The organism is Streptomyces ambofaciens ATCC 23877 (genome assembly GCF_001267885.1).
Lineage (GTDB): Bacteria > Actinomycetota > Actinomycetes > Streptomycetales > Streptomycetaceae > Streptomyces > Streptomyces ambofaciens.
Genome location: NZ_CP012382.1, coordinates 5,389,638 through 5,415,442 on the forward strand (window position 1 = coordinate 5,389,638; position 25,805 = coordinate 5,415,442).

The window sequence follows — 25,805 nt, forward strand, 5'->3', positions numbered from 1 at the left end:
ACCGCCCGGCCCGTCCGGTTCGAACCGGCCCGGCCCGTCCCGGGCTCGAACCGGCCCGGCCCGTCCCGGGCTCGGACGGGTTCGGCCCGTCCCGGGCTCGTACCGGTTCGGTCGTTCCCGGGCCCGGACGGGTCCGGCCGATCCCGATCCCGATCCCGGCCGCGGTCCGGTCCGGCCGATCCCGGTCCCGGCCGCGCGGTCCGGTGTCCGGCCCGGCGTGAACCGCGGCCGCCGAGTGCGGCGCCCTCGGCACCGCCGACCGAGGACGCCCGGCGCACCGTCGGGAGCGTCAGCGTCCGGCGGTCACGGGGCCGCCGGTGAGGGGGTGGGCGTCGGGGCGGCCGTGTTCACGTCCAGGTCGGGCCGCGGCTTGAGCACCAGCACCCGCTCGCCCGGCTGCGGCGGGGGCGGGGTGACCCGCTCCCGCGGCAGTTTCGCCGGGCCGGTCTGCTGGAAGGTGACCTCGTCGTACTCGACGAGCCCGGTCTTCTCCAGCACCGTGATGTGGTCCAGCACCGTGTCGTTGGCCAGGTCGGCCAGTTGCCGCACGAGCGTGTTCTTGGTCGTCGCCCGGATCTTGGCGATCGCCGGGAAGATCTGACCGTGGGTCACCCGCATGATGTTGACCGCCGACGAGTCGAACTCCTTGCCGCTCTTGGCGTCCACCGTCGACACGAACTGCTCCTGCTGCGGCGAGGCCCGGTTGGGCAGGGTGATGCCCAGCTCGGGGGAGATCTCGCGGCACATCGCGTCCAGACCGGCGTGACCGACGACCAGGTGCTCGCCGGCCGTCTTCATCGCCTCGGTCGTCCCGCGCTCCATCACGATCTCACCCAGCGGGTACTCCCACAGCCCCGCCGCCCGGACCTTGACCACGAAGTCGCGGTCGGCCTCCGTGAGCGGCCCGAACTTCGTACTGGCGATGACCCGGTCCTGATTGCCGTCGGCCTTGTCCAGACCGAGCATGGCCGGGAAGGCCAGCGCGGTGAGGGTCAGGGTCATCGCACCGATCAGGACGACGACTCCGATCCTGCCGCGGGACAGGCGCATGATGCCTCCAGGGGCGACGCGAGAGACTCGCACGTGTACTCGTACGCCAGGAGGTACGGAAACGGCGGGCGGATCTTTCACCGCGCGCGCACAAATCTCGCGCGCCCGCTCACCCGATGTCGGCGCCGTACACGCGCTCGACCGTGAGGGTGAGGAGCACGCGGCGGTCGGACACCATCGTCGACCGGTACTCGTCCCAGTCCGGGTGCTCTCCGGCGGCGGCACGGTAGTACTCCACCAGCGCCTCCACCTCCGGTCCGTGCGGGTCGGTGCCCGGTCCGGTGAGGGTCGCGACGCCCTCGGCGGTGGCCCAGGACCGGCCGTCCGGGGCGGTCACCTCCAGCGCGGCCCGCGGGTCGCGGCGCAGGTTCGCCGTCTTGGCCAGCCCCTCGCGGGTGGAGACGCGGATGACGCCGGCCTGCGGATCGTAGGCGGGCATCACGGGGGAGAGCTGCGGGCGGCCGTCCGACTTGATCGTCGCGAGCACGCCGAGCCGGCTCTCGGCGAGCAGGGCGTGGGGGTCGAAACGCGGTGTGGTGGTCATGCGCCGATCATCACCCGCCACCCGGCCGGCTGTCCCGTGAACCGGCCACCGCGCCGGGCACCCTCCAGGACACCGCCCAGGACACCGGGGGCGGGGGGTACCCCGTCGCGGACACGGCTGCGCCCCGGAGCCGCCCGACGGAAGCCGGGCGACCCCGAGGCGGGGTGGGGGACGACGGGCCGTCAGCCGGTGGCCGGCCGCTCCCAGCGGTAGAAGCAGCGCGCCATCGCGTCCTTCGGACCGCGCCAGGTCGCCGGGTCGTACGCCGAGACGTACGGCTCCAGCCGCTCGCTGACCTGGCGGAACTCGGGGTGCCCGGTCAGTCTGCCGATGGTCGGGGCCGGGTCCTCGTCGCTCTCGATGAGGTGCAGGTACACGCCGTCACCGAACTCGAAGAGGCTGCGCCGGTTGACCCCCACCAGGTGGGGCAGCTCGCCGCTGTCGGACTCGGCGAACACCTTCGCGATGTCCGGTGCCGCGCCGGGTGCCATCCGGGCGACGATCAGGGTGTGGTGCATGGGGAGGGGCCCTTCGTCGGTGTGGTCGGTGTACTCGGCCGGGGGTGTCAGTCGGCCAGCACCGAGGCGGTCCGCCGCTCGCCCGCAGCCTGCTCGATCCGGTCCCGGATCAGGGCCATCTGCGTGCGGGAGTTGCGGTTGATGTTGTCCGTCATCCAGGCGTCGTCCACGGGCGCCTCCGGCTTCATGGCGAAGTCCTGGACCCAGCGCATCCGAGTGCCGTCGGCGGTCTCCGCGTACTCCCAGACGATGTTCATGTACTGGAAGGGGCCGGTCTCGACCCGGTGGGCGCGGACGGTACGGGTCGTGGGGTCGGCGACCCGCTCGGAGACCCAGCTCCACACCTTGCCGTCGGCGTCCGGGTGCATGGTGAGCCGGAACGTGACGCGGTCCCCGTCGCGCTCGAGCACGTCCACGGAGGCGTACTCGCTGAACAGGCGGGGCCAGTTGTCGACGTCGTTGGTCATGTCCCAGACCAGCTCCATCGGCGCCGCGATGGTGATGTCGTTCTCGGTGTGGCCTGCCATGTCACACTCCCGTCTTCAGTGCGCCGTTGATCAGCGCGAGGAAATCCGCGGGCGTCTTGCAGCGTTCCGCCTGCTCCGGCAGACCCAGCCCGTACCGCTTCTCCAGCTCGGCCACGATGCCCAGCAGGCCGAGGGAGTCCAGACCGAACGTGTCGAAACCGGCGTCGGCCTGCTGTTCGAGGGTGACCGGGTCGACGTGCACGCCGGCGGTGCGCTTCATCAGCGCCGACAGCTCTTCGACGGTCACCTGGTAGTCCACTTGGTCGGTCATGCGGGGTGCTCCTTCACTAGGTCGGCGCTCGCCAGGAAGCGGCGCCCGCTCGGGGTTCGCGTTGCTTGGCCGGTCCTCACCGGTCATCGGTCACGGTCACCGGTCGTCGGTCACCGCTCACGGGGCGGCCGTCCGGCCGTCCGGCCGTCCGGCCGTCGGTCACCGGTCCGTCGCCGGCACGTCGCCCTGCCGCAGGACGAGCGCCGAGTTGGAGCCCATGAGTCCGCGGCTGAGGATCAGGGCCGTGCGAGGCTCGGCGGGGCGTGCCCGGCCGGCCACCACGTCCAGGTCGTGACACACGTCGAGGACGTGCGGGGTGGGCGGGATCAGCCCGTGTTCCATGGCGAGCACCGCGGTCGCCACGTCCAGCACCGGTGCCGCGCAGTACGCCCGTCCGGTCCCGGTCTTGGGCGCCGTGACCGGCACGCGCCGCGCGTGCGGACCCAGCGCGTCGGCGAGGGCCTGGGCCTCGGCCCGGTCGGCCTCCGGGACGCCGAGGGCGTCCGCGAACACCACGTCGACCTCCTTGGGCCGGCAGCCGGCCTCGGCCAGCGCCCCCTCGATCGCACGCGCCAGCCCCTCCCGGGACTCGGCCCAGCGGGAGGGACCGGTGAAGGTGGCCGCGTGTCCGGCCACCGTCGCCCGGACCTCCGCGCCGCGCCTGTGGGCCGCCGCCGCCCCCTCCACCACCAGGACGGCACCGCCCTCCGCCGGCGCGAACCCGCAGGCCTCGCTCGTGAACGGACGGTAGGCGCGGTCCGGATCGGTGGCCCGGCTCAGTTCGGGGTAGCCCAGCTGGCACACGATCGAGTACGGAGCCAGCGGCGCCTCCGTCGCGCCGCAGACCACCGTGTCGGTGCCGTTGCGCACGGCCAGGGCCGCGTGTGCCAGGGCGTCCAGGCCGCCCGCCTCGTCGGCGGCCACCACACCGCAGGGCCCCTTGAAGTCGTTGCGGATGGAGACCTGTCCGGTGCTGGCCGCGTAGAACCAGGCGATCGACTGGTACGGGCCGACGTACCGCGAGCCCTGGCCCCACAGGTTCTGGAGCTCCCGCTGCCCGAACTCGCCGCCGCCCGAACCCGCGGCGGTGACCACCCCCACCGAGTACGGCGACTCGATGTCGGCCCGGCCGAACCGCGCGTCGTCCAGCGCCAGTTGGGCGGCCGACAGCGCGAAGTGGGTGAACCGGTCGGTCTGGACGAGATAGCGCTCCTCGACCGTCTCGGCCGCGTCGAAGCCGCGCACCTCGCCCGCGACCTTCAGCGGCATGTGGTCGCAGCCCTCACGGGTGACGGGGCCCAGGCTGCTGGCGCCGTCCGCGGTCGCCTTCCAGAAGGCCTCGACCCCGATACCGTGCGGGGACACCACTCCCAGTCCGGTGACGACGGCACGCCTGCTTCCCTCGTCGCTCCGGCGCCTTGTCCCTTGTGGTCCGCTCATCGCAGCCCTCCTTCGCAGCCGCTGAGCACGACCGCGGACTGGAAGCCACCGAAGCCGCTGCCCACCGACAGCACGTGCCGCAGCGTTCGCTCCCGTGCCTCGCGCGGCACGTAGTCCAGGTCGCACTCGGGGTCGGGGGTCGTGTAGTTGGCCGTGGGCGGCACCACCTGGTGGTGCATCGCCAGCACGCACGCGGCCAGTTCGATCGAGCCGATCGCGCCGAGCGAGTGACCCACCATGGACTTGATCGAGCTCATCGGCGTCGCGTAGGCGTGCTCACCCAGCGAGCGTTTGACGGCGGCGGTCTCGTGCCGGTCGTTCTGCTGGGTGCCGGAGCCGTGGGCGTTGACGTAGTCGATGGCGGAGCCGTCCAGCTCGGCCATGTCCAGCGCCGTGTCGATGGCCCGCGCCATCTCCAGGCCCTCCTTGGTGAGCCCGGTCATGTGGTAGGCGTTGCCGAAGGTCGCGTAACCCGAGACCTCGCAGTACACGTGCGCGCCACGGGCTCGGGCGTGCTCAAGGTCCTCCAGGACGAGCACGGCCGCGCCCTCGCCCATGACGAAGCCGTTGCGGTCGGCGTCGAAGGGCCGCGAGGCGTGCGCGGGATCGTCGTTGTTCGGCGAGGTCGCCTTGATGGCGTCGAAGCACGCCATGGTGATCGGGGATATCGGCGAGTCCGCCGCGCCCGCCAGGCACACGTCGACACGGCCCTCGGCGACGGCGTGGTACGCGTAGCCCACCGCGTCCAGGCCGGACGTGCAGCCGGTGGAGACGGTCTGCACCGGCCCGCGCACGCCGAACTCCTCGGCCACGGCCGACGACAGCGTCGCCGGGGTGAAGGCCCGCTCCAGGTGCGGCTGGGCCCGTCGCTCGTCCACGTCCCAGCGCGATCCGCGCTCGCTGACCAGGACGTAGTCGTGCTCCAGCCGGGTCGTGCCGCCGACCGCGGTGCCCAGGGTGGCGCCGGCCCGCCAGGGGTCCTCACGCGCCATGTCGAGGTGTGCGTCCCGCACCGCCTCGGCGGCGGCGACGAGCGCGAACTGCACGTACCGGTCGCTCCGTTGGACGGTGGCGATGTCCAGCCCGTGTTCGGACGGATCGAAGTCGCACTCGGCGGCGATCTGCGAACGCAGACCGGCCGGGTCGAAGAGGGAGATGCGGCGCGTCGCCGTACGGCCTTCGGACAGCGTGCCCCAGAACTGGGGCACCCCGATCCCGCCCGGGGCGACGACGCCTATGCCCGTGACGGCGACCCGACGCCGGTTCATGACACCGCCTCGGCGGCGGTGGCGGGACGCTCCTGCCCGGCGCACCCCGCGTGGTCGTCGTGCTGGAGGGGGTTGCCCGCCGCGTCCTCGGTGTCCACGTGGCCGAGCTCCGGCCGCGGGGCCAGCGGCCCCAGGTGGAAGACGAGGCGCGCCTCGGTGGCCCCCACGTTGCGGAAGCGGTGCCGCACGTCCTGCGGGATCAGCAGCCCCTGCCCGGTGGCCAGGGTGTGCGCCACACCGTTCAGGTCGACCTCGAGCGCACCCTCCGTGACGTACACGAACTCCTCGGAGTACGGGTGGTAGTGCTCGGCGATGCGGTCGCCGGGCTGCACGATGGCCACGCCCATGAAGCCGCTGGTCGCCCCGGCGGTGGTGGGCGTGAGAAGGGCGCGGAGGTCTCCACCGCGGCGGCGGTTCGGGGCGATGTCGCCGAGGGAGACGATGCGTACCTGCTGGTCTGTCATGTCGTTTCACTCCGGGGAGACGGGAAGCGGTGGTGGGTCGGTCGGATCCGCGCGGACCGGCGGGCGCGCCGTCGAGCCCGGTCCGCCCGCGCGGTCGGGTGCGCGGGACGCGTGAGGTGCGGGAGAGGGTCAGGGGCCGGACGAACGCCGGTCGGTCACGAGCGTCATGCGGGCCCGCGCCAGCAGCAGGGAGAGCGTGCGCTCCTCCGTCAGGGGCCCGTCCACGCCGACCGCGGCGGTGTCCAGCAGCCGTTCGGCCACGGCGATCCCGGCGGGCCCGGTGGTCCCGGAGCCGCCGGAGGCGTCCGCGGACCCGTGCAGGCCGAGGACGAACGCGGGCGCCTGCTCGGGCTCGCCGTCCACGTCGGCGAGCCGCACGACGAGGTCCTCGCGGTGGAAGACGGTGACGGAGCGGACCGGATTGTCCGGGGCGTGGACGGCGGCCGCGTCCTGGCGGGCCAGCAGCCGGGCCAGTTCCGGACCGGCGCCGGGGCGGACCGGATAGAGCAGCGCCACGCGCCGGGGACAGGCGTCGGCCCCGTCCGCGGACGTCGCGTGGTGCACGGCCGGCATGGCGGCCCGCGTGAAGAACCGCCGGGCGTCCTGGGGATCACCCAGGTGCCGGGCCTGCTCCAGGTACGGGTTGAGGGCCTCCTCGACGGCCCGCACCGCGGGCTGCCGGGCCACGTGGCGCAGTGCGGACTGCAGGTCGCCCTGCACCTCCACGGCGCGTACCACCCGGTTGCCGTGCAGGAAGACCGAGGTGCGCAGCAGCCGGCCGGAGTCGTCGACGCGGGCGTCCGGCGCCGCGTAGCCGGCCAGCACGCGTGCGACCTCCTCCTCGCTCCCGGAACGCACGGTGAAGGTCAGGGCGTGCCGCACGACGTTGCTCCCGATCCGGGGAGCGGCGTGCAGCGGCTCGCCGGCCGCGACGGACGGGGACCGCTCGCCGGTGGTCTCCCGCAGGACGCTGTAGCGCAGGGAGTGGGTGTCGCGGACGTAGTCCTGGAGGGGCTCGACGGTGTCCAGGTGCTCTTCGCTGTTGACCCAGGCCAGGAAGGGCTCCGCGCTCTCCCATTCGCTGGTCAGCAGCCATTGGGTGGGGTTGTCCACGGCTTGGCACAGCTGGTCGCTGACGTGTCCCTGGACGGCGGCGACCCGGTCGGAGATGGCGTCGTAGGCGTCCAGGAACTCCTGCTGCATGCCGTCGTGGATGTCCAGCATCAGGACGACCCGCACGCGTGATCCGTCGAACGCGGATACCGACACGCCGCCCGCGTCCGCGGCCACGGCGGGCGGTGCCGCCGCGGCGTCTGTGGTCTGGGCATCTGCCGACACGGTATCCGTCGCTACGACGGGATAGACCGTCATCCGGCCCACCTCTCCTCCGGGAACTTCCTCGTGGACTGGGGGGCGATCGTCGCGGCGTGCGCCATGGCTCCGGCGTGGTGCGGCGGTCGCAGTAAGCACGATCGTGGGCCGTGCCCGCGGGGACCGCGAACCAGACGGGTTAAGCGGGTGAAGCCTGAGCAGCCGCGGGCCTCATCGGGCCGCAGGGGGCATGCATGAGGACCCCGGCGCAAACCTGTCGCGGGGCGAGTCACGCGACGACGGTCCGACCCACGCGGCGCGAGCGTCCGTCCCCCTTGGGACGACACGCGTCACACGGCGAAGGACCCCGTCCGTCACGACGAAGGACGACGTCCGGCACGGCAGCCGGCGAGCGTCCGTCACGACGAAGGACGACGTCCGGCACGGCAGCGGACGAGCGTCCGTCACAACGGAGGACGAACGATGAACGAAAGAGCCGACCGGTCCGGTGGAGCCGCCTCCGCGGTCCACCGGGTCCCGGTCCTGATCGTCGGCGGGTCCCTGGTGGGCCTGTCGACCTCGGTCTTCCTGGGGAGGCTGGGCATCCGGCACACCCTGGTGGAACGCCACGCCGGCACCTCGATCCATCCCCGAGGACGCGGCAACAACGTCCGCACGATGGAGATCTTCCGCGTGTCCGGCACCGAGCCGGACATCAGGAAGGCCGCCGCCACCCTGGCCGACAACCACGGCATCTTCCAGACGCCGACCCTGGTCGGCGACGCGGGGGAGTGGCTCTTCAAGGAGATGGACGCGGGGGGCGGACTGGCCCGCTTCAGCCCCAGCTCCTGGTGCCTGTGCTCCCAGAACGACCTGGAGCCCGAGCTCCTCACCCACGCCACGAACCTCGGCGGCGACCTGCGCTTCGGCACGGAACTGCTGTCGTTCGAGCACGACGCCGAAGGCGTCACCGCGATCGTGAAGAGCCGGGAGACCGGCGAGCACACCACCATCCGGGCGGACTACCTGGTCGCCGCCGACGGTCCCCGCAGCCCGGTCCGCGAGCAGCTCGGCATCGGGCAGAGCGGCCCCGGCGACCTGTTCCACAACGTCAGCATCACCTTCCGCTCCCGCCGCCTCGCGGACGTCGTCGGTGACCGCCGCTTCATCGTCTGCTACCTGACGAGCGAGGAGGCCGACGGCGCCCTCCTCCCGGTGGACAACCGGGAGAACTGGGTCTTCCACGCGCCCTGGCACCCCGAACGGGGCGAGACCGTCGAGGACTTCACCGACGAGCGCTGCGCCGACCACATCCGCCGCGCGATCGGTGCCCCGGACCTCGACGTCGAGATCACCGGCAAGGCCCCCTGGCACGCCGCCCAGCGCGTCGCCCGCAGCTACCGCGCGGGCCGCGTCCTGCTCGCCGGCGACTCGGCGCACGAGATGTCCCCCACCGGCGCCTTCGGCTCCAACACCGGCATCCAGGACGCCCACAACCTCGCCTGGAAACTCGCCGCAGTCCTGGAGGGCTGGGCGGGCGAAGGCCTCCTGGACACCTACGACGCCGAGCGCCGCCCGGTCGCGGAGGCCACCAGCGCCCGAGCCGCCGGCCGCTCGGTGGAACACAGCCACCCCGGCTTCGAACCGCCCCCGGGTATGGGGGCCGGTGGCCCGGGCGGTCCGGGTGCCGCGGGCGGTCCGGGCGGTCCGGGCGGCCCGAGCGGGCGCCCCGCGGGTGCTCCGGGCGGAGCTCCGGCAGCTGGTCCTGGCGGTCCGGGTGGCCCCGGCGGCGCCCCGGGCGGCCCCGGCGGCGGCTTCGGCGGCCCCGGTGGGGCTCCCGGTGGTCCTGGTGGAGCCCCTGGCGGCGCCCCGGGTGGCCCCGGCGGAGCCCCGGGTGGTCCCGGTGGAGCCCCGGGTGGTCCCGGTGGCGGCCCCGGCGGCAGCCCTCAGCGCGGCATCCTCAATGTCGCCCTCGGCTACCGCTACCCCCAGGGCGCGGTGGTCGGCGCGGACCCCGCGACCCCGGTCGTCCCGGAGGGCCTCGACCTCACCGGCGCCCCCGGCAGCCGGGCCCCCCACCTCTGGCTCCGCCGGCGTGATGACGGCGCCCGCCTCTCCACCCTGGACCTCTACGAGGACTCCCTGGTCCTGCTCAGCGACGTGGCCCAGCCGACCGGCTGGCACGAGGCGGCGACCCACCTGGCGTCCGACCTGCGGGTACCGCTGAAGTCGTACCGCGTGGGCGGCACCCAGGAGGCCGACCTGAGCCCGGACGACGAGGACACGGACTGGGCGAGGGCCCACGGAGTCACGCGCGGCGGCGCGGTCCTGGTCCGCCCCGACAGCTTCGTCGCGTGGCGCTCCCCGGGCCCGGCCCCTGACCCGCAGTCGATGCTGCGCCAGGTCGTGAGGACGGTGCTGGCCCTCGGACAGAGCGCCTAGAGCACCGGAGGCCTCCCCGGCACCCAAACGTGGACCACTCCCCGCTTACCTGCTAGCGTCCCGCTCGGAGGTCAAACGGGGAGTGGTCCCCGTTATGAGGGCCGGTAGCGAGTCGGAGGGGTTGGACGTGGCGGATTCGGCGCTGGTGCTGGGCGGGGGCGGTCTGACGGCGTACGCGTGGCAGGTCGGCGTACTGGCGGGACTGGCCGACGCCGGCCTGGACCTCGGCGCCGCCGACGTCCTCGCCGGCACATCGGCCGGCTCCCTGCTGGCCCTGGACCTGGCCAAGGGCTCGGCCCCGGCCGACCTCTACAGGGAGCAGGTCCACCGCGAACGGGCCATGATGGACGTGGACTTCACGCTCACCATGACGGCCAGGTACCTGTGGGCGGCCCTGGTCTCGCGCGACCCCGACACGGTGGTCAGGCGGCTCGGCCGACTCGCGCTCTCGGTGCGCGGCGTCCCGGAGTCCGCGGTCCTCGCGGCCATCGGCCCCCACCTGCCGGTCGAGGACTGGCCGGAGCGCACCGTCCGCCTCTTCGCCGTCGACGCCCTCACCGGCGCACCGACCGCTTTCGACGCCGGCTCCGGCGTCGACCTGCTGCACGCCATGTCGGCCACCTGCGCGCTGCCGCCCCTGTTCCCGCCGATCACGATCGGCGAGGGCCGCTGGATGGACGGCGGCGTACGCTCCACGACCAACGCGGACCTGGTCGACGACTGCGCCCGGGTCGTCGTGCTCGCCCCCATCCCCAAGGCCGCCGGAGCGACCCCGAGCGCGGCGACCCAGGTCGCGTCCCTCACCGCGAAGGGCGCCCGAGCCACCCTGCTGACCCCCGACCGAGCGGCCCGCCGCGCCTTCGGCCGCAACCCCCTGGACGCCTCCCGCATCCCGGGCGCGGCCCGGGAGGGACGCCGACAGGGCACGGAACAGGCCGACCGCGTCCGCACGATCTGGCACGGCTGAACTGCACGGGCCTGCGGGGCTTGTGAGCTGTCGTGAAGCCCGCGACATCAACGAGCTATTACGGCGTAATAACCGACGAACAACCGCTCTCGGCCCCGTCCGCCGGCACGTACACGAAGACCCCGTCCTCAGCGAACTCGCTGACGGCGGGGTCTTTGGGCACTCCCTGCGAAGTGCCCCCGGCAGGATTCGAACCTGCGCACACGGCTCCGGAGGCCGTTGCTCTATCCCCTGAGCTACGGGGGCGTGTCCGTCGCGGTGGGTGTTGCTCGCGGCGACGGGTAGAACACTACCAGCTCCGCCGGGGTGTTCATGAACGGGTTTTCGCGGGTCGCGGCGCCTCCCGGGGTGGCGGGTGTGGGGGCGTCGTCCCCCGCACGGGGCGGAAGTGGGGAAAACCCGGACGCGGTGGCCGGTCCGGACCTACTCTCGAGTTGTGCCTAGGGCGTCCGGCCGGGTTCTTGTTGTGGACGACAACAAGGTCATCCGGCAGCTGATCAGGGTCAATCTCGAGCTGGAGGGCTTCGAGGTCGTGACCGCGGCCGATGGTGCCGAGTGTCTTGATGTCGTCCATCAGGTGCGGCCCGACGCCGTCACGCTGGACGTGGTCATGCCTCGGCTGGACGGGGTGAGAACCGCCGCCCGCCTGCGTGCCGATCCGCGCACGCGGGACCTTCCGATCGCCATCGTCAGCGCCTGCACCCAGTACGAGGCCGACGCCGGGTTCGATGCCGGGGTCGACGCCTTCCTGTCCAAGCCCTTCGAGCCCGCCGAACTCGTCTCGCTTGTAAGGCAGTTGGTGGAGGGGAGGCCGACTCGGGGGAGTGGGGCTGTGTTGCGGTCGGTGCTCGGCGTGGCCGGGGAGAGCGAGGCAGCCGCTCGGGCCGAGCCTGCCGGGTGACTCCACTCACCGCTCGCACCGCACCGCACCGCACCGTGCCGGACCGTCTCGCCTCGCGCTGCACCGTGCCCGACCGCACGGCATCACACCGCACCGTGTCCGACCGCACCGCACCGTGCCCGCCCCACCCCGCCCCATGCCGGACCGACGACCCGCACCCCGCACCCCGCGACCCCCACCCCGCCCCATGCCGGACCGACGACCGGCACCCCGTACCCCGCACCCCGCGACCCGCACCCCGCCCACGCGGCGGGCGTCGCACACGGTGTGATGCCAGTCGGGTGGGGTTTCCGTCCACATCCCGGGATCGGGCCCAAACCGGCTCGCATACCCACCCCCCTCCTCCCCTACGCTTGACCCGTGACCCCCGTAGAGCTCTCCCGCACCGTGCTGCACGCGGTGCGTCGCGCCGTCGACGCGGGTGAGCTGCACGTGAGTGTTCCGCCACGGGCCGTGGTCACCCCGCCGGGTCCCGGCGGATGCGGCGACTACGCCACCAACATCGCCCTCCAGCTGGCCCGGCCCGCCGGGCAGCCGCCGCTCCGGGTCGCCGAGGTGCTGCGGCCCTACCTCGTCGACGACGACGGCATCGCCGACGTCGTCCTCAGCGGGCCCGGGTTCCTCAACATCAGCCTGCACGGCGCCGCTCCCGCCGGTCTCGTGGAGGAGATCCTGCGGCGCAGGTCCCGGTACGGGCACGCCGACGGGCCCGACGGCCGCCTCGTTGAGCTGCACTGCCCCCGCGACCTGCGTGCCGTCGTCGTCGCCGAGGCCGCGGGCCGCGTCCTGCGGTCGCAGGGTGCGCTCGTGCGGGTCACCGCGGAGGCCCTCGACCCCGAGTGGACCGCCGCCCTGGGCGTACGCGTCGCGGTCGGCCCGGCGCCGGCCGAACCGCCCGTGAACGTCCGGCCCGTCCCCGCCCCGGCGGACCCCCTTCCCCTCGGCCGTGACGCCGCCCGCTGGGCCCTGCTGCACCCCGCCGCCCACGACCGGCCCAGGATCGGCGACGAGCACCTCGTCCAGCGCGAGAGCAACCCCCTCTTCCGCGTGCGGTACGCCCACGCCCGCTGCCGCGCCGCCGCCCGCAACGCCGCCGGTCTCGGCTTCACCGCCGCACCCGGACCGGTCGCCGGCGCCCGGGAACTCCTCGTCGTCCTCGCCGACCACCCCCGCGTCCTCGCCGCCACGGCCGCGCACCGCGCCCCCGACCGGCTCGCCCGGCACCTCGTCACCGTCGCCGACGCCGCGCTGCCCTTCCTGCCCACCGTGCTGCCCGTCGGTGAGGAGAAACCCTCGGCCGCCCACCGCGCCCGGCTGGCCCTCGCCCAAGCCGTCGGGGCGGTGCTGGCCGGCGGCCTGTCCCTCCTCGGCATCGACGCACCCGACCACCTCTGAGAGAGCACAGAAGACGCCATGAGCCGTTCCGCACACCCCGCCGGGCCCCGTCACGCCGATGTCCTTCCCGAGGGCCACTACTCCGCCCCGGCCGCCGACCTGAACGTCCTCGACCCCAAGGTCTGGGCCCAGACCGTCGAGCGGGACGCGGACGGTGTCGTCACCGTCGGCGGGATGACCGTCACGCAGCTCGCCGAGGAGTACGGCACCCCCGCCTACGTCCTCGACGAGGCCGACTTCCGGGCCCGGGCGCGGGCCTGGCGCACCGCCTTCGGGAACGACGCCGACGTGTTCTACGCCGGCAAGGCGTTCCTGTCGCGTGCCGTCGTGCGGTGGCTGGCGGAGGAGGGGCTGAACCTCGACGTGTGCTCGGGCGGCGAACTCGCCACCGCGCTCTCCGCGGGGATGCCCGCCGACCGCATCGCCTTCCACGGCAACAACAAGTCGCCGGAGGAGATCGAGCGGGCCGTCCGCGCCGACGTCGGGCGGATCGTGCTCGACTCCTTCCAGGAGATCGTCCGCGTCGCCCACATCGCCCAGTCGCTGGGCAAGCGGCAGCGCGTGCAGATCCGTATCACCGTCGGGGTCGAGGCGCACACGCACGAGTTCATCGCCACCGCCCACGAGGACCAGAAGTTCGGCATCCCGCTGGCCGGCGGGCAGGCGGCGGAGGCCGTGCGGCGGGCGTTGCAGCTCGACGGGCTGGAGGTCATCGGGATCCACTCGCACATCGGGTCGCAGATCTTCGACATGTCGGGCTTCGAGGTCGCCGCCCACCGGGTGGTGGGGCTGCTCAAGGACATCCGTGACGAGCACGGGGTCGAGCTGCCCGAGATCGACCTCGGTGGCGGGCTCGGGATCGCGTACACGAGCGACGACGACCCCCGCGAGCCGCACGAGATCGCCAAGGCGCTGACCGAGATCGTCACCCGGGAGTGCGAGGGCGCGCGGCTGCGCACCCCCCGCATCTCCGTCGAGCCGGGCCGTGCCATCGTCGGCCCCACCGCCTTCACCCTCTACGAGGTCGGCACCGTCAAGCCGCTCGACGGGCTGCGGACCTACGTCTCCGTCGACGGCGGCATGTCGGACAACATCCGCACGGCGCTGTACGACGCCGAGTACAGCGTCGCCCTCGTCTCCCGCACCTCCGACGCCCAGCCCATGCTCGTCCGGGTCGTCGGCAAGCACTGCGAGAGCGGGGACATCGTCGTGAAGGACGCCTTCCTGCCGGGCGACCTGGCCCCCGGCGACCTCATCGCCGTACCCGCGACGGGCGCGTACTGTCGGTCCATGGCCAGCAACTACAACCACGTGCTGCGCCCGCCCGTCGTCGCCGTGCGGGACGGCGAGGCGCGGGTCATCGTGCGCAGGGAGACCGAGGAGGACCTGCTGCGTCTCGACGTCGGATGAGTCCCGGCAGGTCAGGCGCGGGGGCGGAAGATCTTTCGTCATCCGCCCCTGCGAAAATGAAATAAACGTCTCACGATTCGGACGAAAGGCAGAAAATCCCGTCCGGTGCGTGAGACTGGTTCAACCGTAGACGGTATGAGGAAACGAGGTCGGATGATGCGTACGCGTCCGCTGAAGGTGGCGCTGCTGGGCTGTGGAGTGGTCGGCTCAGAGGTGGCGCGCATCATGACGACGCACGCCGACGACCTCGCCGCCCGGATCGGGGCCCCCGTGGAGCTCGCGGGCGTGGCCGTACGCCGGCCCGACCGGGTGCGGGAGGGCATCGACCCCGCCCTCGTCACCACCGACGCCACCGCCCTGGTCAAGCGCGGTGACATCGACGTGGTCGTCGAGGTCATCGGCGGCATCGAGCCCGCCCGGACCCTCATCACCACCGCCTTCGAGCACGGCGCCTCCGTCGTCTCCGCCAACAAGGCGCTCCTCGCCCAGGACGGCGCCGCCCTGCACGCCGCGGCGGGCGCGCACGGCAAGGACCTCTACTACGAGGCCGCCGTCGCCGGCGCCATCCCGCTGATCCGGCCGCTGCGCGAGTCCCTCGCCGGCGACAAGGTGAACCGGGTGCTCGGCATCGTCAACGGCACGACCAACTTCATCCTCGACGCCATGGACAGCACCGGCGCCGGGTACCAGGAGGCGCTGGACGAGGCCACGGCCCTCGGGTACGCCGAGGCCGACCCGACCGCCGACGTCGAGGGCTTCGACGCCGCCGCCAAGGCCGCCATCCTCGCCGGGATCGCCTTCCACACGCGCGTACGCCTCGACGACGTCTACCGCGAGGGCATGAGCGAGGTCACCGCCGCCGACTTCGCCTCCGCCAAGGAGATGGGCTGCACCATCAAGCTCCTCGCCATCTGCGAGCGGGCCGCGGACGGGGCGTCCGTCACCGCGCGCGTGCACCCGGCGATGATCCCGCTCAGCCATCCGCTGGCGAACGTGCGCGGCGCCTACAACGCCGTCTTCGTCGAGTCCGACGCCGCCGGTCAGCTCATGTTCTACGGGCCCGGTGCCGGCGGTTCGCCGACGGCGTCCGCCGTGCTCGGCGATCTTGTCGCCGTCTGCCGCAACCGGATCGGCGGCGCGACCGGACCCGGCGAGTCCGCGTACGCCGCGCTCCCCGTGTCGCCGATGGGCGACGTCGTCACGCGCTACCACATCAGCCTCGACGTGGCCGACAAACCGGGCGTGCTCGCCCAGGTCGCGACCGTGTTCGCGGAGCACGGTGTCTCCATCGACACCGTGCGGCAGTCCGGCAAGGACGGCGAGGCATCCCTCGTCGTCGTCACCCACCGCGCGTCCGACGCCGCCCTCGGCGGTACGGTCGAGGCGCTGCGCAAGCTCGACACCGTGCGGGGTGTCGCAAGCATCATGCGGGTTGAAGGAGAGTAACCAGCAATGACCCACCAGTGGCGCGGAATCATCGAGGAGTACCGGGACAGGCTGCCCGTCTCCGACAGCACGCCCGTCGTGACGCTCCGCGAGGGCGGCACCCCGCTCGTGCCCGCGCAGGTGCTCTCCGAGCGCACGGGCTGCGAGGTCCACCTCAAGGTCGAGGGGGCGAACCCGACCGGGTCCTTCAAGGACCGCGGTATGACCATGGCCATCAGCAAGGCCAAGGAGGAGGGCGCGCAGGCCGTCATCTGCGCGTCCACCGGCAACACCTCCGCCTCCGCCGCCGCGTACGGCGTGCGGGCCGGGATGGTCTCGGCCGTCCTGGTGCCGCAGGGCAAGATCGCCCTCGGCAAGATGGGCCAGGCCCTCGTGCACGGCGCGAAGATCCTCCAGGTCGACGGCAACTTCGACGACTGCCTCACGCTGGCCCGCGCGCTGAGCGACAACTACCCGGTGGCGCTGGTCAATTCGGTCAACCCGGTGCGCATCGAGGGACAGAAGACGGCCGCCTTCGAGATCGTCGACATGCTCGGGGACGCCCCCGACATCCACGTCCTGCCGGTCGGCAACGCGGGCAACATCACCGCGTACTGGAAGGGCTACCGGGAGTACGCCGCCGACAGGGTCAGCACGAAGGCGCCGCGCATGTGGGGGTTCCAGGCCTCCGGCAGCGCCCCGATCGTGCGCGGCGAGGTCGTCAAGGACCCGTCGACCATCGCGACCGCGATCCGTATCGGCAACCCCGCCTCATGGGACTTCGCGCTCGCCGCGCGGGACGAGTCCGGCGGTGCCATCGACGAGGTGACGGACCGTGAGATCCTGCGCGCCTACCGGCTGTTGGCCTCGCAGGAGGGCGTCTTCGTCGAGCCCGCGTCCGCCGCTTCGGTGGCCGGTCTGCTGAAGGCCGCCGAGCAGGGCAAGGTCGACCCGGGCCAGCGGATCGTGTGCACCGTCACCGGCAACGGACTCAAGGACCCGGACTGGGCCGTCGCCGGCGCCCCGCAGCCGGTCACCGTGCCGGTCGACGCGGCGACGGCGGCCGAGCGGCTCGGCCTGGTCTGAGGGCCGTGCCCGTCCCGCCGGCGTAAGAGGGCGTAAGCGACGTCCGAGCGGGAAAGTCACTCACGGGGGGTGCACAGGGGGCTTACGACACGCATCGTGCGCCTCCTGTGCGCCCTATGTCGCCACAGAACCTTCCTTCGATAGGCTGTACCGAACCCGCCCGCCGCATATGCCGCGGCGCCGCGCTGTCTCCGCGGTCGGGAGGCGGCCGGCCGGCGGTCGGCAGGGCTCGGCCGTTCGGCAGGCAGCGGCGACCCGGGTTCCGTACGTCATCGAATGTCATTCGACAGTCACGCAGCTCAAGGAGAGTCATCGAGCGATGGCCGGTCCAGCGTTCCGCGCCGCCGCCGTCAGGGTGCGCGTCCCCGCCACCAGCGCCAACCTCGGCCCGGGCTTCGACGCCCTCGGCCTCGCGCTGGGCTTGTACGACGACGTGGTCGTCCGGGTCGCCGACTCCGGGCTGCACATCGACATCGCGGGCGAGGGCAGCGAGACCCTCCCGCGCGACGAGAAACACCTGCTCGTACGGTCCCTGCGCACCGCCTTCGACCTCCTGGGCGGGCAGCCGCGGGGCCTGGAGATCGTCTGCGCCAACCGCATCCCGCACGGCCGCGGGCTCGGCTCCTCCTCCGCCGCCATCTGCGCCGGCATCGTCGCCGCCCGCGCCGTGACCATAGGCGGCGAGGCCCGGCTCGACGACGCCGCGCTGCTCGACCTCGCCACCGAGATCGAGGGCCACCCCGACAACGTCGCGGCCTGTCTGCTGGGCGGCTTCACCCTGTCCTGGATGGAGTCCGGCGCCGCCCGGGCGATCAGGATGGACCCCGCCGATTCCATCGTTCCGGTGGTTTTCGTGCCCGGGAAGCCGGTACTGACGGAGACCGCGCGCGGTCTGCTCCCGCGCTCCGTCCCGCACGTCGACGCCGCCGCCAACGCCGGACGCGCCGCGCTGCTCGTCGAGGCCCTGACCAGGCGCCCCGAGCTGCTGCTGCCGGCCACCGAGGACCGTCTGCACCAGGAGTACCGCGCCCCGGCCATGCCGGAGAGCGCGGCACTGGTGGAGCGGCTGCGCGGCGACGGCGTCCCCGCGGTGATCTCGGGCGCCGGCCCCACCGTGATGGCACTGGCCGACGCCGACACGGCCGACAAGGTCGAGGCGCTGGCCGGCACGGACTGGGCGGCCAACCGGCTCAGCCTGGACCAGCAGGGCGCGTGCGTCCTGCCGCTGGCGACCTCCAGCGACATTTAAAAGCGTGCGGTTGCCGGATTTCGAGAGGGGGAATGTTTGTTGGATCCGGTAGTGTTAATCTCAAGTCTGCACCCGACCCCACCATGGCGAGGTGCCTCGTGTCCCCGTCCGGGACAGACATTCTTCCGGGAGCCCCCCAAGCCGCATTGTGTGGTGGAAGCCGTACGTGATCAGTACGGCCGACACGGACACTGAGCGGCCCGCCGGGCACGCTTCGGAGCCGGTGCGACCACGCCGCGTGACACAGACACTGGGTGCCACGGCCAGGGGGCGCGCCATCACCAGATATCTCTTCCGCCGTTCAGGCGGACCACCGCCCCGGCACGGTTCACACAGCAAGAACCGAAGCCGGACAGCACAACCGGTCGCCGAGCCAGACAGGCCGACGTCCGCTCCAGGGAAGGACCCTTCGTGAGCGACACCACCGATCTGATGGGCGCACGTGTCGAGGAGACCGCTGCCGCGCCCTCCACGGACGCCTCCGCGCCTGCCACCGGTGCCGGCTCCCGGCGGCGCCGTGGTACCGGCCTCGAGGGCATGGTGCTGGCCGAGCTGCAGCAGGTCGCATCCGGCCTCGGCATCAGGGGCACCGCGCGTATGCGCAAGAGCCAGTTGATCGAGGTCATCAAGGAGGCGCAGGCCGCCGGGGGAGCCCCCGCCAAGGCCGCGCCCGCCGCCGCGGACGCCGCCGGCGAGACCAAGCCGAAGCGCCGCAGCACCTCCCGGTCCCGTACGGGTGACGAGGCCCCCGCCGAGAAGGCGGAGAAGGCCGGCAAGGCCGAGAAGAAGGCCGACAAGACGGCCGCCGACCAGGCCGCGCAGCAGCAGATCGACATCCCCGGCCAGCCGTCCCCCAAGGTCTCGCCCTCGGCCGAGCAGGCCGGCGCCCCCGCCGACGACGCCCCCTCCGAGCGCCGTCGTCGCCGGGCCACCGCCGACGCGGGCAGCCCGTCCGCGGCCGGCGACGCCGTGGCCGTCGAGACCCGGAGCGAGCCGAAGGGCGACTCGTCGGCCCAGCAGCAGTCTCAGGGCCACCAGCAGGGCCAGGGCGACGCCCGCTCCGACGGCGAGGGCGGCGAGGGCCGCCGTCGCGACCGCCGGGAGCGCGGGGACCGCGACCGTGACCGTGGCGACCGCGACCGCGGTGACCGCGGCCGCGACCGCGACCGCCGGGGCAAGGGCGACGACCAGCAGGGCCAGGGCGGTCAGCGCCAGCAGCAGGGTGGCGGCCGCCAGGACCGGCAGGACCGCCAGCAGCAGGACGACGACGACTTCGAGGGCGGCCGTCGCGGCCGTCGCGGGCGCTACCGCGACCGCCGAGGCCGCCGCGGGCGCGACGAGATCCAGCAGGAGCCGCAGATCAACGAGGACGACGTCCTCATCCCGGTCGCCGGCATCCTCGACATCCTCGACAACTACGCGTTCATCCGGACCTCCGGCTACCTGCCCGGCCCCAACGACGTGTACGTCTCCCTCGCCCAGGTCCGCAAGAACGGCCTGCGCAAGGGCGACCACATCACCGGTGCCGTGCGCCAGCCCAAGGACGGCGAGCGCCGCGAGAAGTTCAACGCGCTGGTGCGCCTGGACTCCGTCAACGGCATGGCGCCCGAACACGGCCGCGGGCGGCCGGAGTTCAACAAGCTGACGCCGCTGTACCCGCAGGACCGCCTGCGTCTGGAGACGGACCCCGGGGTCCTCACCACCCGCATCATCGACCTCGTCGCGCCCATCGGTAAGGGCCAGCGCGGTCTGATCGTGGCCCCGCCGAAGACCGGCAAGACCATGATCATGCAGGCGATCGCCAACGCGATCACGCACAACAACCCCGAGTGCCACCTGATGGTCGTCCTGGTCGACGAGCGTCCGGAAGAGGTCACCGACATGCAGCGGTCGGTGAAGGGCGAGGTCATCTCCTCGACCTTCGACCGCCCGGCCGAGGACCACACCACGGTCGCCGAGCTCGCCATCGAGCGCGCCAAGCGTCTGGTGGAGCTGGGTCACGACGTGGTCGTCCTGCTCGACTCGATCACCCGCCTGGGCCGTGCGTACAACCTCGCCGCCCCGGCCTCCGGCCGCATTCTGTCCGGTGGTGTCGACTCGACCGCCCTGTACCCGCCGAAGCGCTTCTTCGGTGCGGCCCGCAACATCGAGGACGGCGGCTCGCTGACCATCCTCGCCACCGCCCTGGTGGACACCGGGTCCCGCATGGACGAGGTCATCTTCGAGGAGTTCAAGGGCACCGGCAACGCCGAGCTCAAGCTCGACCGGAAGCTCGCCGACAAGCGCATCTTCCCGGCGGTGGACGTCGACGCGTCCGGCACCCGCAAGGAGGAGATCCTGCTCGGCAGCGACGAGCTCGCCATCACCTGGAAGCTGCGTCGCGTGCTGCACGCGCTCGACCAGCAGCAGGCGATCGAGCTGCTTCTCGACAAGATGAAGCAGACCAAGTCGAACGCCGAGTTCCTCATGCAGATCCAGAAGACGACGCCCACCCCGGGCAACGGCGACTGAGTCCGCCGCCGGACGTCTTCCGGCGCAGTCCGAAGTCCCGCTCCGTCACACAGGTGACGGAGCGGGACTTCTGGCTTGTAAGATCAGCGCACCGGACTGCGTCGCCTCGGGTGCCTACGGCGTGTATGCCAAGACCCGCACCTACGCCGGTGAGATCAACGCCCGCGTCGACGACAGCGACCTCGACTTCGACGGTCTCGCGGACCTCTTCGTCCGCACCCCCGGTGGTACGGCCTACGAGTACTACTCCCTGGGCGACCGGTCCCCCTACCTCGCCGACCGCCTCTCGCTCGGCGACTGGGGCGGACTGAGCCTGGTGCGCCAGGCGGACCTGGACCGGGACCACTACCAGGACTACGTGTACCGGACCCCGGACGGGGTGCTCCACAGGTTCGCCTTCAACGGGGACGACCGCTACGAGTCGACCCGCGTCGGCGGCGGCTGGAACGTGATGAACGACATCCGCGTCCCGGGCGACCTCTCCGGGGACGCCCTGCCCGACCTGGTCGCCAAGGACAAGGACGGCGTCCTGTGGCTCTACCCCGGCAAGGGCGACGGGCTGTTCGGCACCCGCGTCCGGATCGGCGGCGGCTGGGCCAAGTACACGATCACCGGCAAGGGCGACTACAACCGCGACGGCAGGGCCGACCTGCTGGCGCGGGACGGCTCGGGCGTCCTGTGGCTGTACCCGGGCACCGGCAAGGCCTCCCCGGCGCTCGGCTCCCGCGTCCGGGTCGGCGGCGGCTGGTCCGCGTACAACGCCTTCGCCACCGCCGGTGACCTCACCGGCGACGGCAGGCCCGACCTGCTGGCCAGGGACACCTCCGGTGTGCTGTGGCTGTACAAGGGCACCGGTGGCACGGGTACCGCGACGTTCAAGGCCCGCATCAGGGTCGGCGGCGGCTGGGGGGCGTTCAACCTCTTCGGCTGATCCGGCCGGGAACCGCCTGAAAGCAATCCGGCTGATCCCTCAGCGGACCGGCTGATCCCGCCGGCACCACTCGGCAGCGGACCACGGACCAGGGGCCGCCTCCTACGGGAGGCGGCCCTTCGCGCTGCGATCTTCGCCACACGGCGGGTTCCCGCGCCCGGCCCCGGGTACCCGGACGCGCTCCGGCGGCTTCCCAGGTCAGCGGAGCGAGCCGACGTACGGCGAGTACGCTGCGTGACCGTTTCCCCACCCGGTCGCCACAGACCGTTGTGCAACCCTGTCCCGAGTTCCGCCGTCTCCGTCACGGAGGGACGATGGTGAGGCACCGGCACAAAGCCGCCGGAACCGACCGACCCGACCCTGAGCGCAGGGGGTAACCGACCGGACGAACACCCGAGGAGCGCATGTCCGCCGAGAGCACGCCCGAGCACGCGATACCCGGCCCCGGTGATCCGGCCGGCCCCGGCTCCCGCCGCCGGGGCAAGGGCCGCCGCCGCAAGCCCCGCGCCAGACGGCGCAAGGCCCTGCTCGTCGCGGCCTGGAGCGCCGCGGGCGTCGTGGTCCTGGGCGGCACCGGTGCGGGCGTCCTCTACTTCAAGCTCAACGGCAACCTGACGAGCGTCGACATCGACCAGGCCCTCGGCACCGACCGTCCCGAGAAGGCCGACAACGGCTCCCAGAACATCCTGGTCCTCGGCTCGGACACCCGCTCCGGCGGCAACGACGAGCTCGGCGGCGGCACCGACGACGGCACCGCCCGCTCCGACACGGCGATGATCGTGCACGTCTACCAGGGCCACAAGAAGGCCAGCGTGGTCTCCATCCCGCGCGACACCCTCATCGACCGCCCCGAGTGCACCGGCACCGACGGCACCGAGCAGCCCGCCGCCCACGAGGTGATGTTCAACTCCGCCTACTCCACCGGCGGCGCCGCCTGTGCCGTGAAGACCGTCGAGTCGGTCAGCGGCCTGCGCATGGACCACTACCTCGAGGTCGACTTCAGCGGCTTCCAGAAGCTCATCGACGACCTCGGCGGCGTCGACGTCACCACCACCGAGGCCATCAAGGACCCCGACAGCCACCTCGACCTGGCCGCCGGCACCCACACGCTCGACGGCGAACAGGCCCTCGGCCTGGTCCGCACCCGGCACGGCGTCGGCGACGGCTCCGACCTCGGCCGCATCCAGCTCCAGCAGGCCTTCGTCAAGGCCCTGGTCGACCAGGTCAAGGACGTCGGCCTCCTCGGCAACCCCAAGAAGCTGTACGACGTCGCCGACACCGCCACCAGGACCGTCACCACCGACTCCGACCTGGGCTCGGTGAACTCCCTGATGTCCTTCGCGAGCGGGCTGAAGGGCATTGGCGCCTCGAACATGAACATGGTCACGATGCCGGTCCGGTACGACCCCGCGGACGCCAACCGCGTCCTCGTGGCCGGGGGCAAGGCACGCCAGGTGTGGGACGCCCTGAAGAACGACCGGCCGATCCCCGGGAGCGCCACCGAGGGAACGGCCACCGGCGGGGCCGAGGACGTCGTGACCACCTCCTGACCTTCGGGAGACCTCCGGGGAGCCTCGGGGGGACCTCCGGGAGGCCTCCGAGGGGCCTTCGGGGAATAGACGGCCCCCGCCCCCGGTTTTGGGGGATGGCCCCAGTCCTGGCAGACTGGTACGTCGGCTCCGGTTCACGCTCCCGCATCCCGCGGCGGCGACCCGGCGCCCTCCCGAACCTAGGAGACACCTTGAAGCGCGACATCCACCCCGAGTACGTCGAGACGCAGGTCAGCTGCACCTGTGGCGCGTCGTTCACCACCCGCAGCACCATCGACTCCGGCACCATCCGCGCCGAGGTCTGCTCCGAGTGCCACCCGTTCTACACGGGCAAGCAGAAGATCCTCGACACCGGTGGCCGTGTGGCCCGCTTCGAGGCCCGCTTCGGCAAGGCTGCCGCCGGCTCCAAGAAGTAGCGAGCCCCCAATCGCCGGTCCACGGCCGCGACCCCAGCCGGGGGAGCGCCGGGACCGGCGTTTTTGGTCGCCCGCCTTCCCCTTCCCAAGCAGTAGCAGGAGCCCAAGATGTTCGAGGCCGTCGAGGAACTCGTCGTTGAGCACGCCGACCTGGAGAAGAAGCTCGCCGACCCGTCGGTCCACGCCGACCAGGCCAACGCGCGCAAGCTGAACAAGCGTTACGCCGAGCTCACCCCGATCGTCGCCACGTTCCGCTCCTGGAAGCAGACCGGCGACGACATGGAGACCGCGCGCGAGTTCGCCGCCGACGACCCCGACTTCGCCGCCGAGGTCAAGGAGCTGGACAAGCAGCGCGACGAGCTCACCGAGAAGCTCCGCCTTCTGCTCGTCCCGCGCGACCCCAGCGACGACAAGGACGTCATCCTGGAGATCAAGGCGGGCGCGGGCGGCGACGAGTCGGCCCTCTTCGCCGGCGACCTGCTGCGCATGTACCTGCGGTACGCCGAGCGGGTCGGCTGGAAGACCGAGATCATCGACGCCACCGAGTCCGAGCTGGGCGGCTACAAGGACGTCCAGGTCGCCGTGAAGACCAAGGGCGGCCAGGGCGCCACCGAGCCCGGCCAGGGCGTCTGGGCGCGCCTCAAGTACGAGGGCGGCGTGCACCGCGTGCAGCGCGTGCCGGCCACCGAGTCCCAGGGCCGTATCCACACCTCCGCGGCCGGCGTGCTGGTCACGCCCGAGGCCGAGGAGATCGACGTCGAGATCAACCCCAACGACCTGCGCATCGACGTCTACCGTTCCTCCGGCCCCGGCGGCCAGTCCGTCAACACCACCGACTCCGCCGTGCGCATCACGCACATCCCGACCGGAGTCGTCGCCTCCTGCCAGAACGAGAAGAGCCAGCTGCAGAACAAGGAGCAGGCGATGCGTATCCTGCGCTCCAGGCTGCTCGCGGCGGCGCAGGAGGAGGCGGAGAAGGAGGCCGCGGACGCCCGGCGCAGCCAGGTCCGCACCGTCGACCGCTCCGAGAAGATCCGTACGTACAACTTCCCGGAGAACCGCATCTCGGACCACCGCGTCGGCTTCAAGGCGTACAACCTGGACCAGGTCCTGGACGGCGACCTCGACTCGGTGATCCAGGCCTGCGTCGACGCGGACTCGGCGGCCAAGCTCGCCGCCGCGTAGGCACCGTCGCACCACCCGCACCGGACCACAGCTCAGCCCCGGAGGACCAGCGTGAACCTGCTGCTCATGGAGGTGGCCCAGGCCACCCAGCGGCTGGCCGACGCCGGCGTGCCCTCGCCGCGCACCGACGCGGAGGAACTCGCCGCGTATCTGCACGGCGTCAAGCGGGGCGAGCTGCACACCGTGCCGGACGCGGACTTCGACGCCCGGTACTGGGAGGTCGTCGCCCGCCGGGAGGCGCGCGAGCCGCTCCAGCACATCACCGGCCGCGCCTACTTCCGCTACCTGGAACTCCAGGTCGGCCCCGGTGTCTTCGTGCCCCGCCCCGAGACCGAGTCCGTCGTCGGGTGGGCCATAGACGCCGTGCGCGCCATGGACGTCGTCGAGCCCTGCATCGTCGACCTGTGCACCGGCTCGGGCGCCATCGCGCTCGCCCTCGCCCAGGAGGTGCCGCGCTCGCGCGTGTACGCCGTGGAGCTGTCCGAGGACGCCCTCAAGTGGACGCGCAGGAACATGGAGGGGTCCAGGGTCGAACTGCGCCAGGGCGACGCCCTGACGGCCTTCCCGGACCTCGACGGCCAGGTCGACCTGGTCGTCTCCAACCCGCCGTACATCCCGCTCACCGAGTGGGAGTACGTCGCCCCCGAGGCCCGCGACCACGATCCGCAGATGGCCCTGTTCTCCGGCGAGGACGGCCTCGACCTGATCCGCGGCCTGGAACGCACCGCCCACCGCCTGCTGCGCCCCGGCGGGGTCGTCGTCGTGGAGCACGCCGACACCCAGGGCGGCCAGGTGCCGTGGATCTTCACCGAGGAGCGGGGCTGGGCCGACGCGGCCGACCACCCCGACCTCAACAAACGCCCCCGCTTCGCGACCGCCCGCAAGGCGCTTCCGTGAGCACCACCCTGACTTCGACCCCGCAGTACGTGTACGAGGAGGCCCGC

Annotated in this window: 23 protein-coding genes and 1 tRNA gene; 14 read left to right on the forward strand and 10 right to left on the reverse strand. The window is 72.5% G+C overall.

Annotated features, from left to right (window positions below):
• Window positions 1-303: 303 nt before the first annotated feature.
• From SAM23877_RS24115 to SAM23877_RS24155, 9 genes are all read right to left on the reverse strand, one after another.
• Entirely contained in the window at window positions 304-1,050 is a 747-nt protein-coding gene (locus SAM23877_RS24115) for a DUF4142 domain-containing protein (RefSeq protein WP_053137051.1), read from the reverse strand.
• 109 nt (window positions 1,051-1,159) lie between these two features.
• Window positions 1,160-1,594 (reverse strand): PPOX class F420-dependent oxidoreductase, encoded by a 435-nt coding sequence (locus tag SAM23877_RS24120; protein ID WP_053137054.1) that lies wholly within the window; start codon window positions 1,592-1,594, stop codon window positions 1,160-1,162.
• Window positions 1,595-1,776: 182 nt separating this feature from the next.
• Window positions 1,777-2,112, reverse strand: a complete 336-nt coding sequence (locus tag SAM23877_RS24125; protein ID WP_053137057.1) for a TcmI family type II polyketide cyclase — start codon at window positions 2,110-2,112, stop codon at window positions 1,777-1,779.
• A gap of 47 nt (window positions 2,113-2,159) precedes the next feature.
• A complete protein-coding gene (locus tag SAM23877_RS24130) occupies window positions 2,160-2,639 on the reverse strand; it encodes an SRPBCC family protein (RefSeq protein WP_053137060.1) in 480 nt (159 codons plus the stop codon).
• A gap of 1 nt (window position 2,640) precedes the next feature.
• Window positions 2,641-2,910 (reverse strand): acyl carrier protein, encoded by a 270-nt coding sequence (locus SAM23877_RS24135; protein WP_053137062.1) that lies wholly within the window; start codon window positions 2,908-2,910, stop codon window positions 2,641-2,643.
• Window positions 2,911-3,069: 159 nt separating this feature from the next.
• Window positions 3,070-4,350, reverse strand: a complete 1,281-nt coding sequence (locus tag SAM23877_RS24140) for a ketosynthase chain-length factor (protein ID WP_053137066.1) — start codon at window positions 4,348-4,350, stop codon at window positions 3,070-3,072.
• Window positions 4,347-5,618: a beta-ketoacyl-[acyl-carrier-protein] synthase family protein gene (locus SAM23877_RS24145; protein WP_053137069.1), complete on the reverse strand. Its 1,272-nt coding sequence runs from the start codon at window positions 5,616-5,618 to the stop codon at window positions 4,347-4,349. Before SAM23877_RS24145 ends, SAM23877_RS24140 begins: the two co-directional genes overlap by 4 nt.
• On the reverse strand, window positions 5,615-6,082 hold the full coding sequence (locus tag SAM23877_RS24150; RefSeq protein WP_053137072.1) for a cupin domain-containing protein: 468 nt from the start codon (window positions 6,080-6,082) through the stop codon (window positions 5,615-5,617). Before SAM23877_RS24150 ends, SAM23877_RS24145 begins: the two co-directional genes overlap by 4 nt.
• Window positions 6,083-6,211: 129 nt before the next feature.
• The gene (locus SAM23877_RS24155) at window positions 6,212-7,453 is read right to left on the reverse strand and encodes a SchA/CurD-like domain-containing protein (RefSeq protein WP_079030396.1); all 1,242 of its coding nucleotides are present in this window, start codon (window positions 7,451-7,453) and stop codon (window positions 6,212-6,214) included.
• Window positions 7,454-7,876: 423 nt separating this feature from the next.
• Between SAM23877_RS24155 and SAM23877_RS24160 the strand changes: the two genes are divergently transcribed.
• Both SAM23877_RS24160 and SAM23877_RS24165 read left to right on the forward strand, forming a co-directional pair.
• Window positions 7,877-9,835: an FAD-dependent oxidoreductase gene (locus SAM23877_RS24160; RefSeq protein ID WP_053137075.1), complete on the forward strand. Its 1,959-nt coding sequence runs from the start codon at window positions 7,877-7,879 to the stop codon at window positions 9,833-9,835.
• Between the two features lie 127 nt (window positions 9,836-9,962).
• On the forward strand, window positions 9,963-10,802 hold the full coding sequence (locus tag SAM23877_RS24165; protein WP_244902991.1) for a patatin-like phospholipase family protein: 840 nt from the start codon (window positions 9,963-9,965) through the stop codon (window positions 10,800-10,802).
• Window positions 10,803-10,976: 174 nt separating this feature from the next.
• Here the strand turns inward: SAM23877_RS24165 and SAM23877_RS24170 are convergent.
• Window positions 10,977-11,048: transfer RNA gene (locus SAM23877_RS24170), tRNA-Arg, on the reverse strand.
• Window positions 11,049-11,238: 190 nt separating this feature from the next.
• Here SAM23877_RS24170 and SAM23877_RS24175 point away from each other — a divergent pair.
• The 12 genes from SAM23877_RS24175 (at window position 11,239) to prmC (ending at window position 25,758) form a co-directional block, all read left to right on the forward strand.
• Window positions 11,239-11,703 carry a response regulator gene (locus SAM23877_RS24175; protein ID WP_053137081.1) on the forward strand — a complete coding sequence of 155 codons (465 nt, stop codon included), beginning with the start codon at window positions 11,239-11,241 and terminating at the stop codon, window positions 11,701-11,703.
• A 360-nt stretch (window positions 11,704-12,063) separates the two neighbouring features.
• Window positions 12,064-13,098 carry an ArgS-related anticodon-binding protein NrtL gene (gene nrtL, locus SAM23877_RS24180; RefSeq protein WP_053137085.1) on the forward strand — a complete coding sequence of 345 codons (1,035 nt, stop codon included), beginning with the start codon at window positions 12,064-12,066 and terminating at the stop codon, window positions 13,096-13,098.
• 18 nt (window positions 13,099-13,116) lie between these two features.
• Window positions 13,117-14,508 carry a diaminopimelate decarboxylase gene (gene lysA, locus SAM23877_RS24185; RefSeq protein ID WP_053137088.1) on the forward strand — a complete coding sequence of 464 codons (1,392 nt, stop codon included), beginning with the start codon at window positions 13,117-13,119 and terminating at the stop codon, window positions 14,506-14,508.
• A gap of 153 nt (window positions 14,509-14,661) precedes the next feature.
• Window positions 14,662-15,954, forward strand: coding sequence for a homoserine dehydrogenase (locus SAM23877_RS24190; protein ID WP_053137091.1), 1,293 nt, complete (start codon window positions 14,662-14,664; stop codon window positions 15,952-15,954).
• Between the two features lie 6 nt (window positions 15,955-15,960).
• Window positions 15,961-17,019, forward strand: coding sequence for a threonine synthase (gene thrC, locus SAM23877_RS24195; RefSeq protein WP_053137094.1), 1,059 nt, complete (start codon window positions 15,961-15,963; stop codon window positions 17,017-17,019).
• A 319-nt stretch (window positions 17,020-17,338) separates the two neighbouring features.
• A complete protein-coding gene (gene thrB, locus SAM23877_RS24200; RefSeq protein ID WP_053137097.1) occupies window positions 17,339-18,268 on the forward strand; it encodes a homoserine kinase in 930 nt (309 codons plus the stop codon).
• Window positions 18,269-18,679: 411 nt separating this feature from the next.
• Window positions 18,680-20,779, forward strand: coding sequence for a transcription termination factor Rho (gene rho, locus SAM23877_RS24205; protein ID WP_053137099.1), 2,100 nt, complete (start codon window positions 18,680-18,682; stop codon window positions 20,777-20,779).
• Between the two features lie 121 nt (window positions 20,780-20,900).
• On the forward strand, window positions 20,901-21,710 hold the full coding sequence (locus tag SAM23877_RS24210) for an FG-GAP repeat domain-containing protein (RefSeq protein ID WP_244902992.1): 810 nt from the start codon (window positions 20,901-20,903) through the stop codon (window positions 21,708-21,710).
• 404 nt (window positions 21,711-22,114) lie between these two features.
• On the forward strand, window positions 22,115-23,260 hold the full coding sequence (locus SAM23877_RS24215; protein WP_053137102.1) for an LCP family protein: 1,146 nt from the start codon (window positions 22,115-22,117) through the stop codon (window positions 23,258-23,260).
• 191 nt (window positions 23,261-23,451) lie between these two features.
• A complete protein-coding gene (gene rpmE, locus SAM23877_RS24220; protein ID WP_018571447.1) occupies window positions 23,452-23,676 on the forward strand; it encodes a 50S ribosomal protein L31 in 225 nt (74 codons plus the stop codon).
• A gap of 108 nt (window positions 23,677-23,784) precedes the next feature.
• Complete coding sequence (prfA, locus tag SAM23877_RS24225) at window positions 23,785-24,861, forward strand: peptide chain release factor 1 (RefSeq protein ID WP_053137105.1); 1,077 nt, start codon at window positions 23,785-23,787, stop codon at window positions 24,859-24,861.
• Between the two features lie 51 nt (window positions 24,862-24,912).
• Window positions 24,913-25,758: a peptide chain release factor N(5)-glutamine methyltransferase gene (gene prmC / locus SAM23877_RS24230; protein WP_053137108.1), complete on the forward strand. Its 846-nt coding sequence runs from the start codon at window positions 24,913-24,915 to the stop codon at window positions 25,756-25,758.
• The last annotated feature ends 47 nt before the right edge of the window (window positions 25,759-25,805 follow it).

Bases quoted from the DNA above. Each gene is read 5' to 3' on its own strand.
- SAM23877_RS24190 (WP_053137091.1), top strand. From the start codon at position 14,662: ATGATGCGTACGCGTCCGCTGAAGGTGGCGCTGCTGGGCTGTGGAGTG.
- SAM23877_RS24125 (WP_053137057.1), bottom strand. From the start codon at position 2,112: ATGCACCACACCCTGATCGTCGCCCGGATGGCACCCGGCGCGGCACCG.
- thrB (WP_053137097.1), top strand. From the start codon at position 17,339: ATGGCCGGTCCAGCGTTCCGCGCCGCCGCCGTCAGGGTGCGCGTCCCC.
- SAM23877_RS24160 (WP_053137075.1), top strand. From the start codon at position 7,877: ATGAACGAAAGAGCCGACCGGTCCGGTGGAGCCGCCTCCGCGGTCCAC.
- SAM23877_RS24145 (WP_053137069.1), bottom strand. From the start codon at position 5,618: ATGAACCGGCGTCGGGTCGCCGTCACGGGCATAGGCGTCGTCGCCCCG.
- thrC (WP_053137094.1), top strand. From the start codon at position 15,961: ATGACCCACCAGTGGCGCGGAATCATCGAGGAGTACCGGGACAGGCTG.
- SAM23877_RS24150 (WP_053137072.1), bottom strand. From the start codon at position 6,082: ATGACAGACCAGCAGGTACGCATCGTCTCCCTCGGCGACATCGCCCCG.
- SAM23877_RS24120 (WP_053137054.1), bottom strand. From the start codon at position 1,594: ATGACCACCACACCGCGTTTCGACCCCCACGCCCTGCTCGCCGAGAGC.
- SAM23877_RS24115 (WP_053137051.1), bottom strand. From the start codon at position 1,050: ATGCGCCTGTCCCGCGGCAGGATCGGAGTCGTCGTCCTGATCGGTGCG.
- lysA (WP_053137088.1), top strand. From the start codon at position 13,117: ATGAGCCGTTCCGCACACCCCGCCGGGCCCCGTCACGCCGATGTCCTT.
- SAM23877_RS24155 (WP_079030396.1), bottom strand. From the start codon at position 7,453: ATGACGGTCTATCCCGTCGTAGCGACGGATACCGTGTCGGCAGATGCC.
- SAM23877_RS24135 (WP_053137062.1), bottom strand. From the start codon at position 2,910: ATGACCGACCAAGTGGACTACCAGGTGACCGTCGAAGAGCTGTCGGCG.
- prfA (WP_053137105.1), top strand. From the start codon at position 23,785: ATGTTCGAGGCCGTCGAGGAACTCGTCGTTGAGCACGCCGACCTGGAG.
- SAM23877_RS24140 (WP_053137066.1), bottom strand. From the start codon at position 4,350: ATGAGCGGACCACAAGGGACAAGGCGCCGGAGCGACGAGGGAAGCAGG.
- SAM23877_RS24215 (WP_053137102.1), top strand. From the start codon at position 22,115: ATGTCCGCCGAGAGCACGCCCGAGCACGCGATACCCGGCCCCGGTGAT.
- SAM23877_RS24130 (WP_053137060.1), bottom strand. From the start codon at position 2,639: ATGGCAGGCCACACCGAGAACGACATCACCATCGCGGCGCCGATGGAG.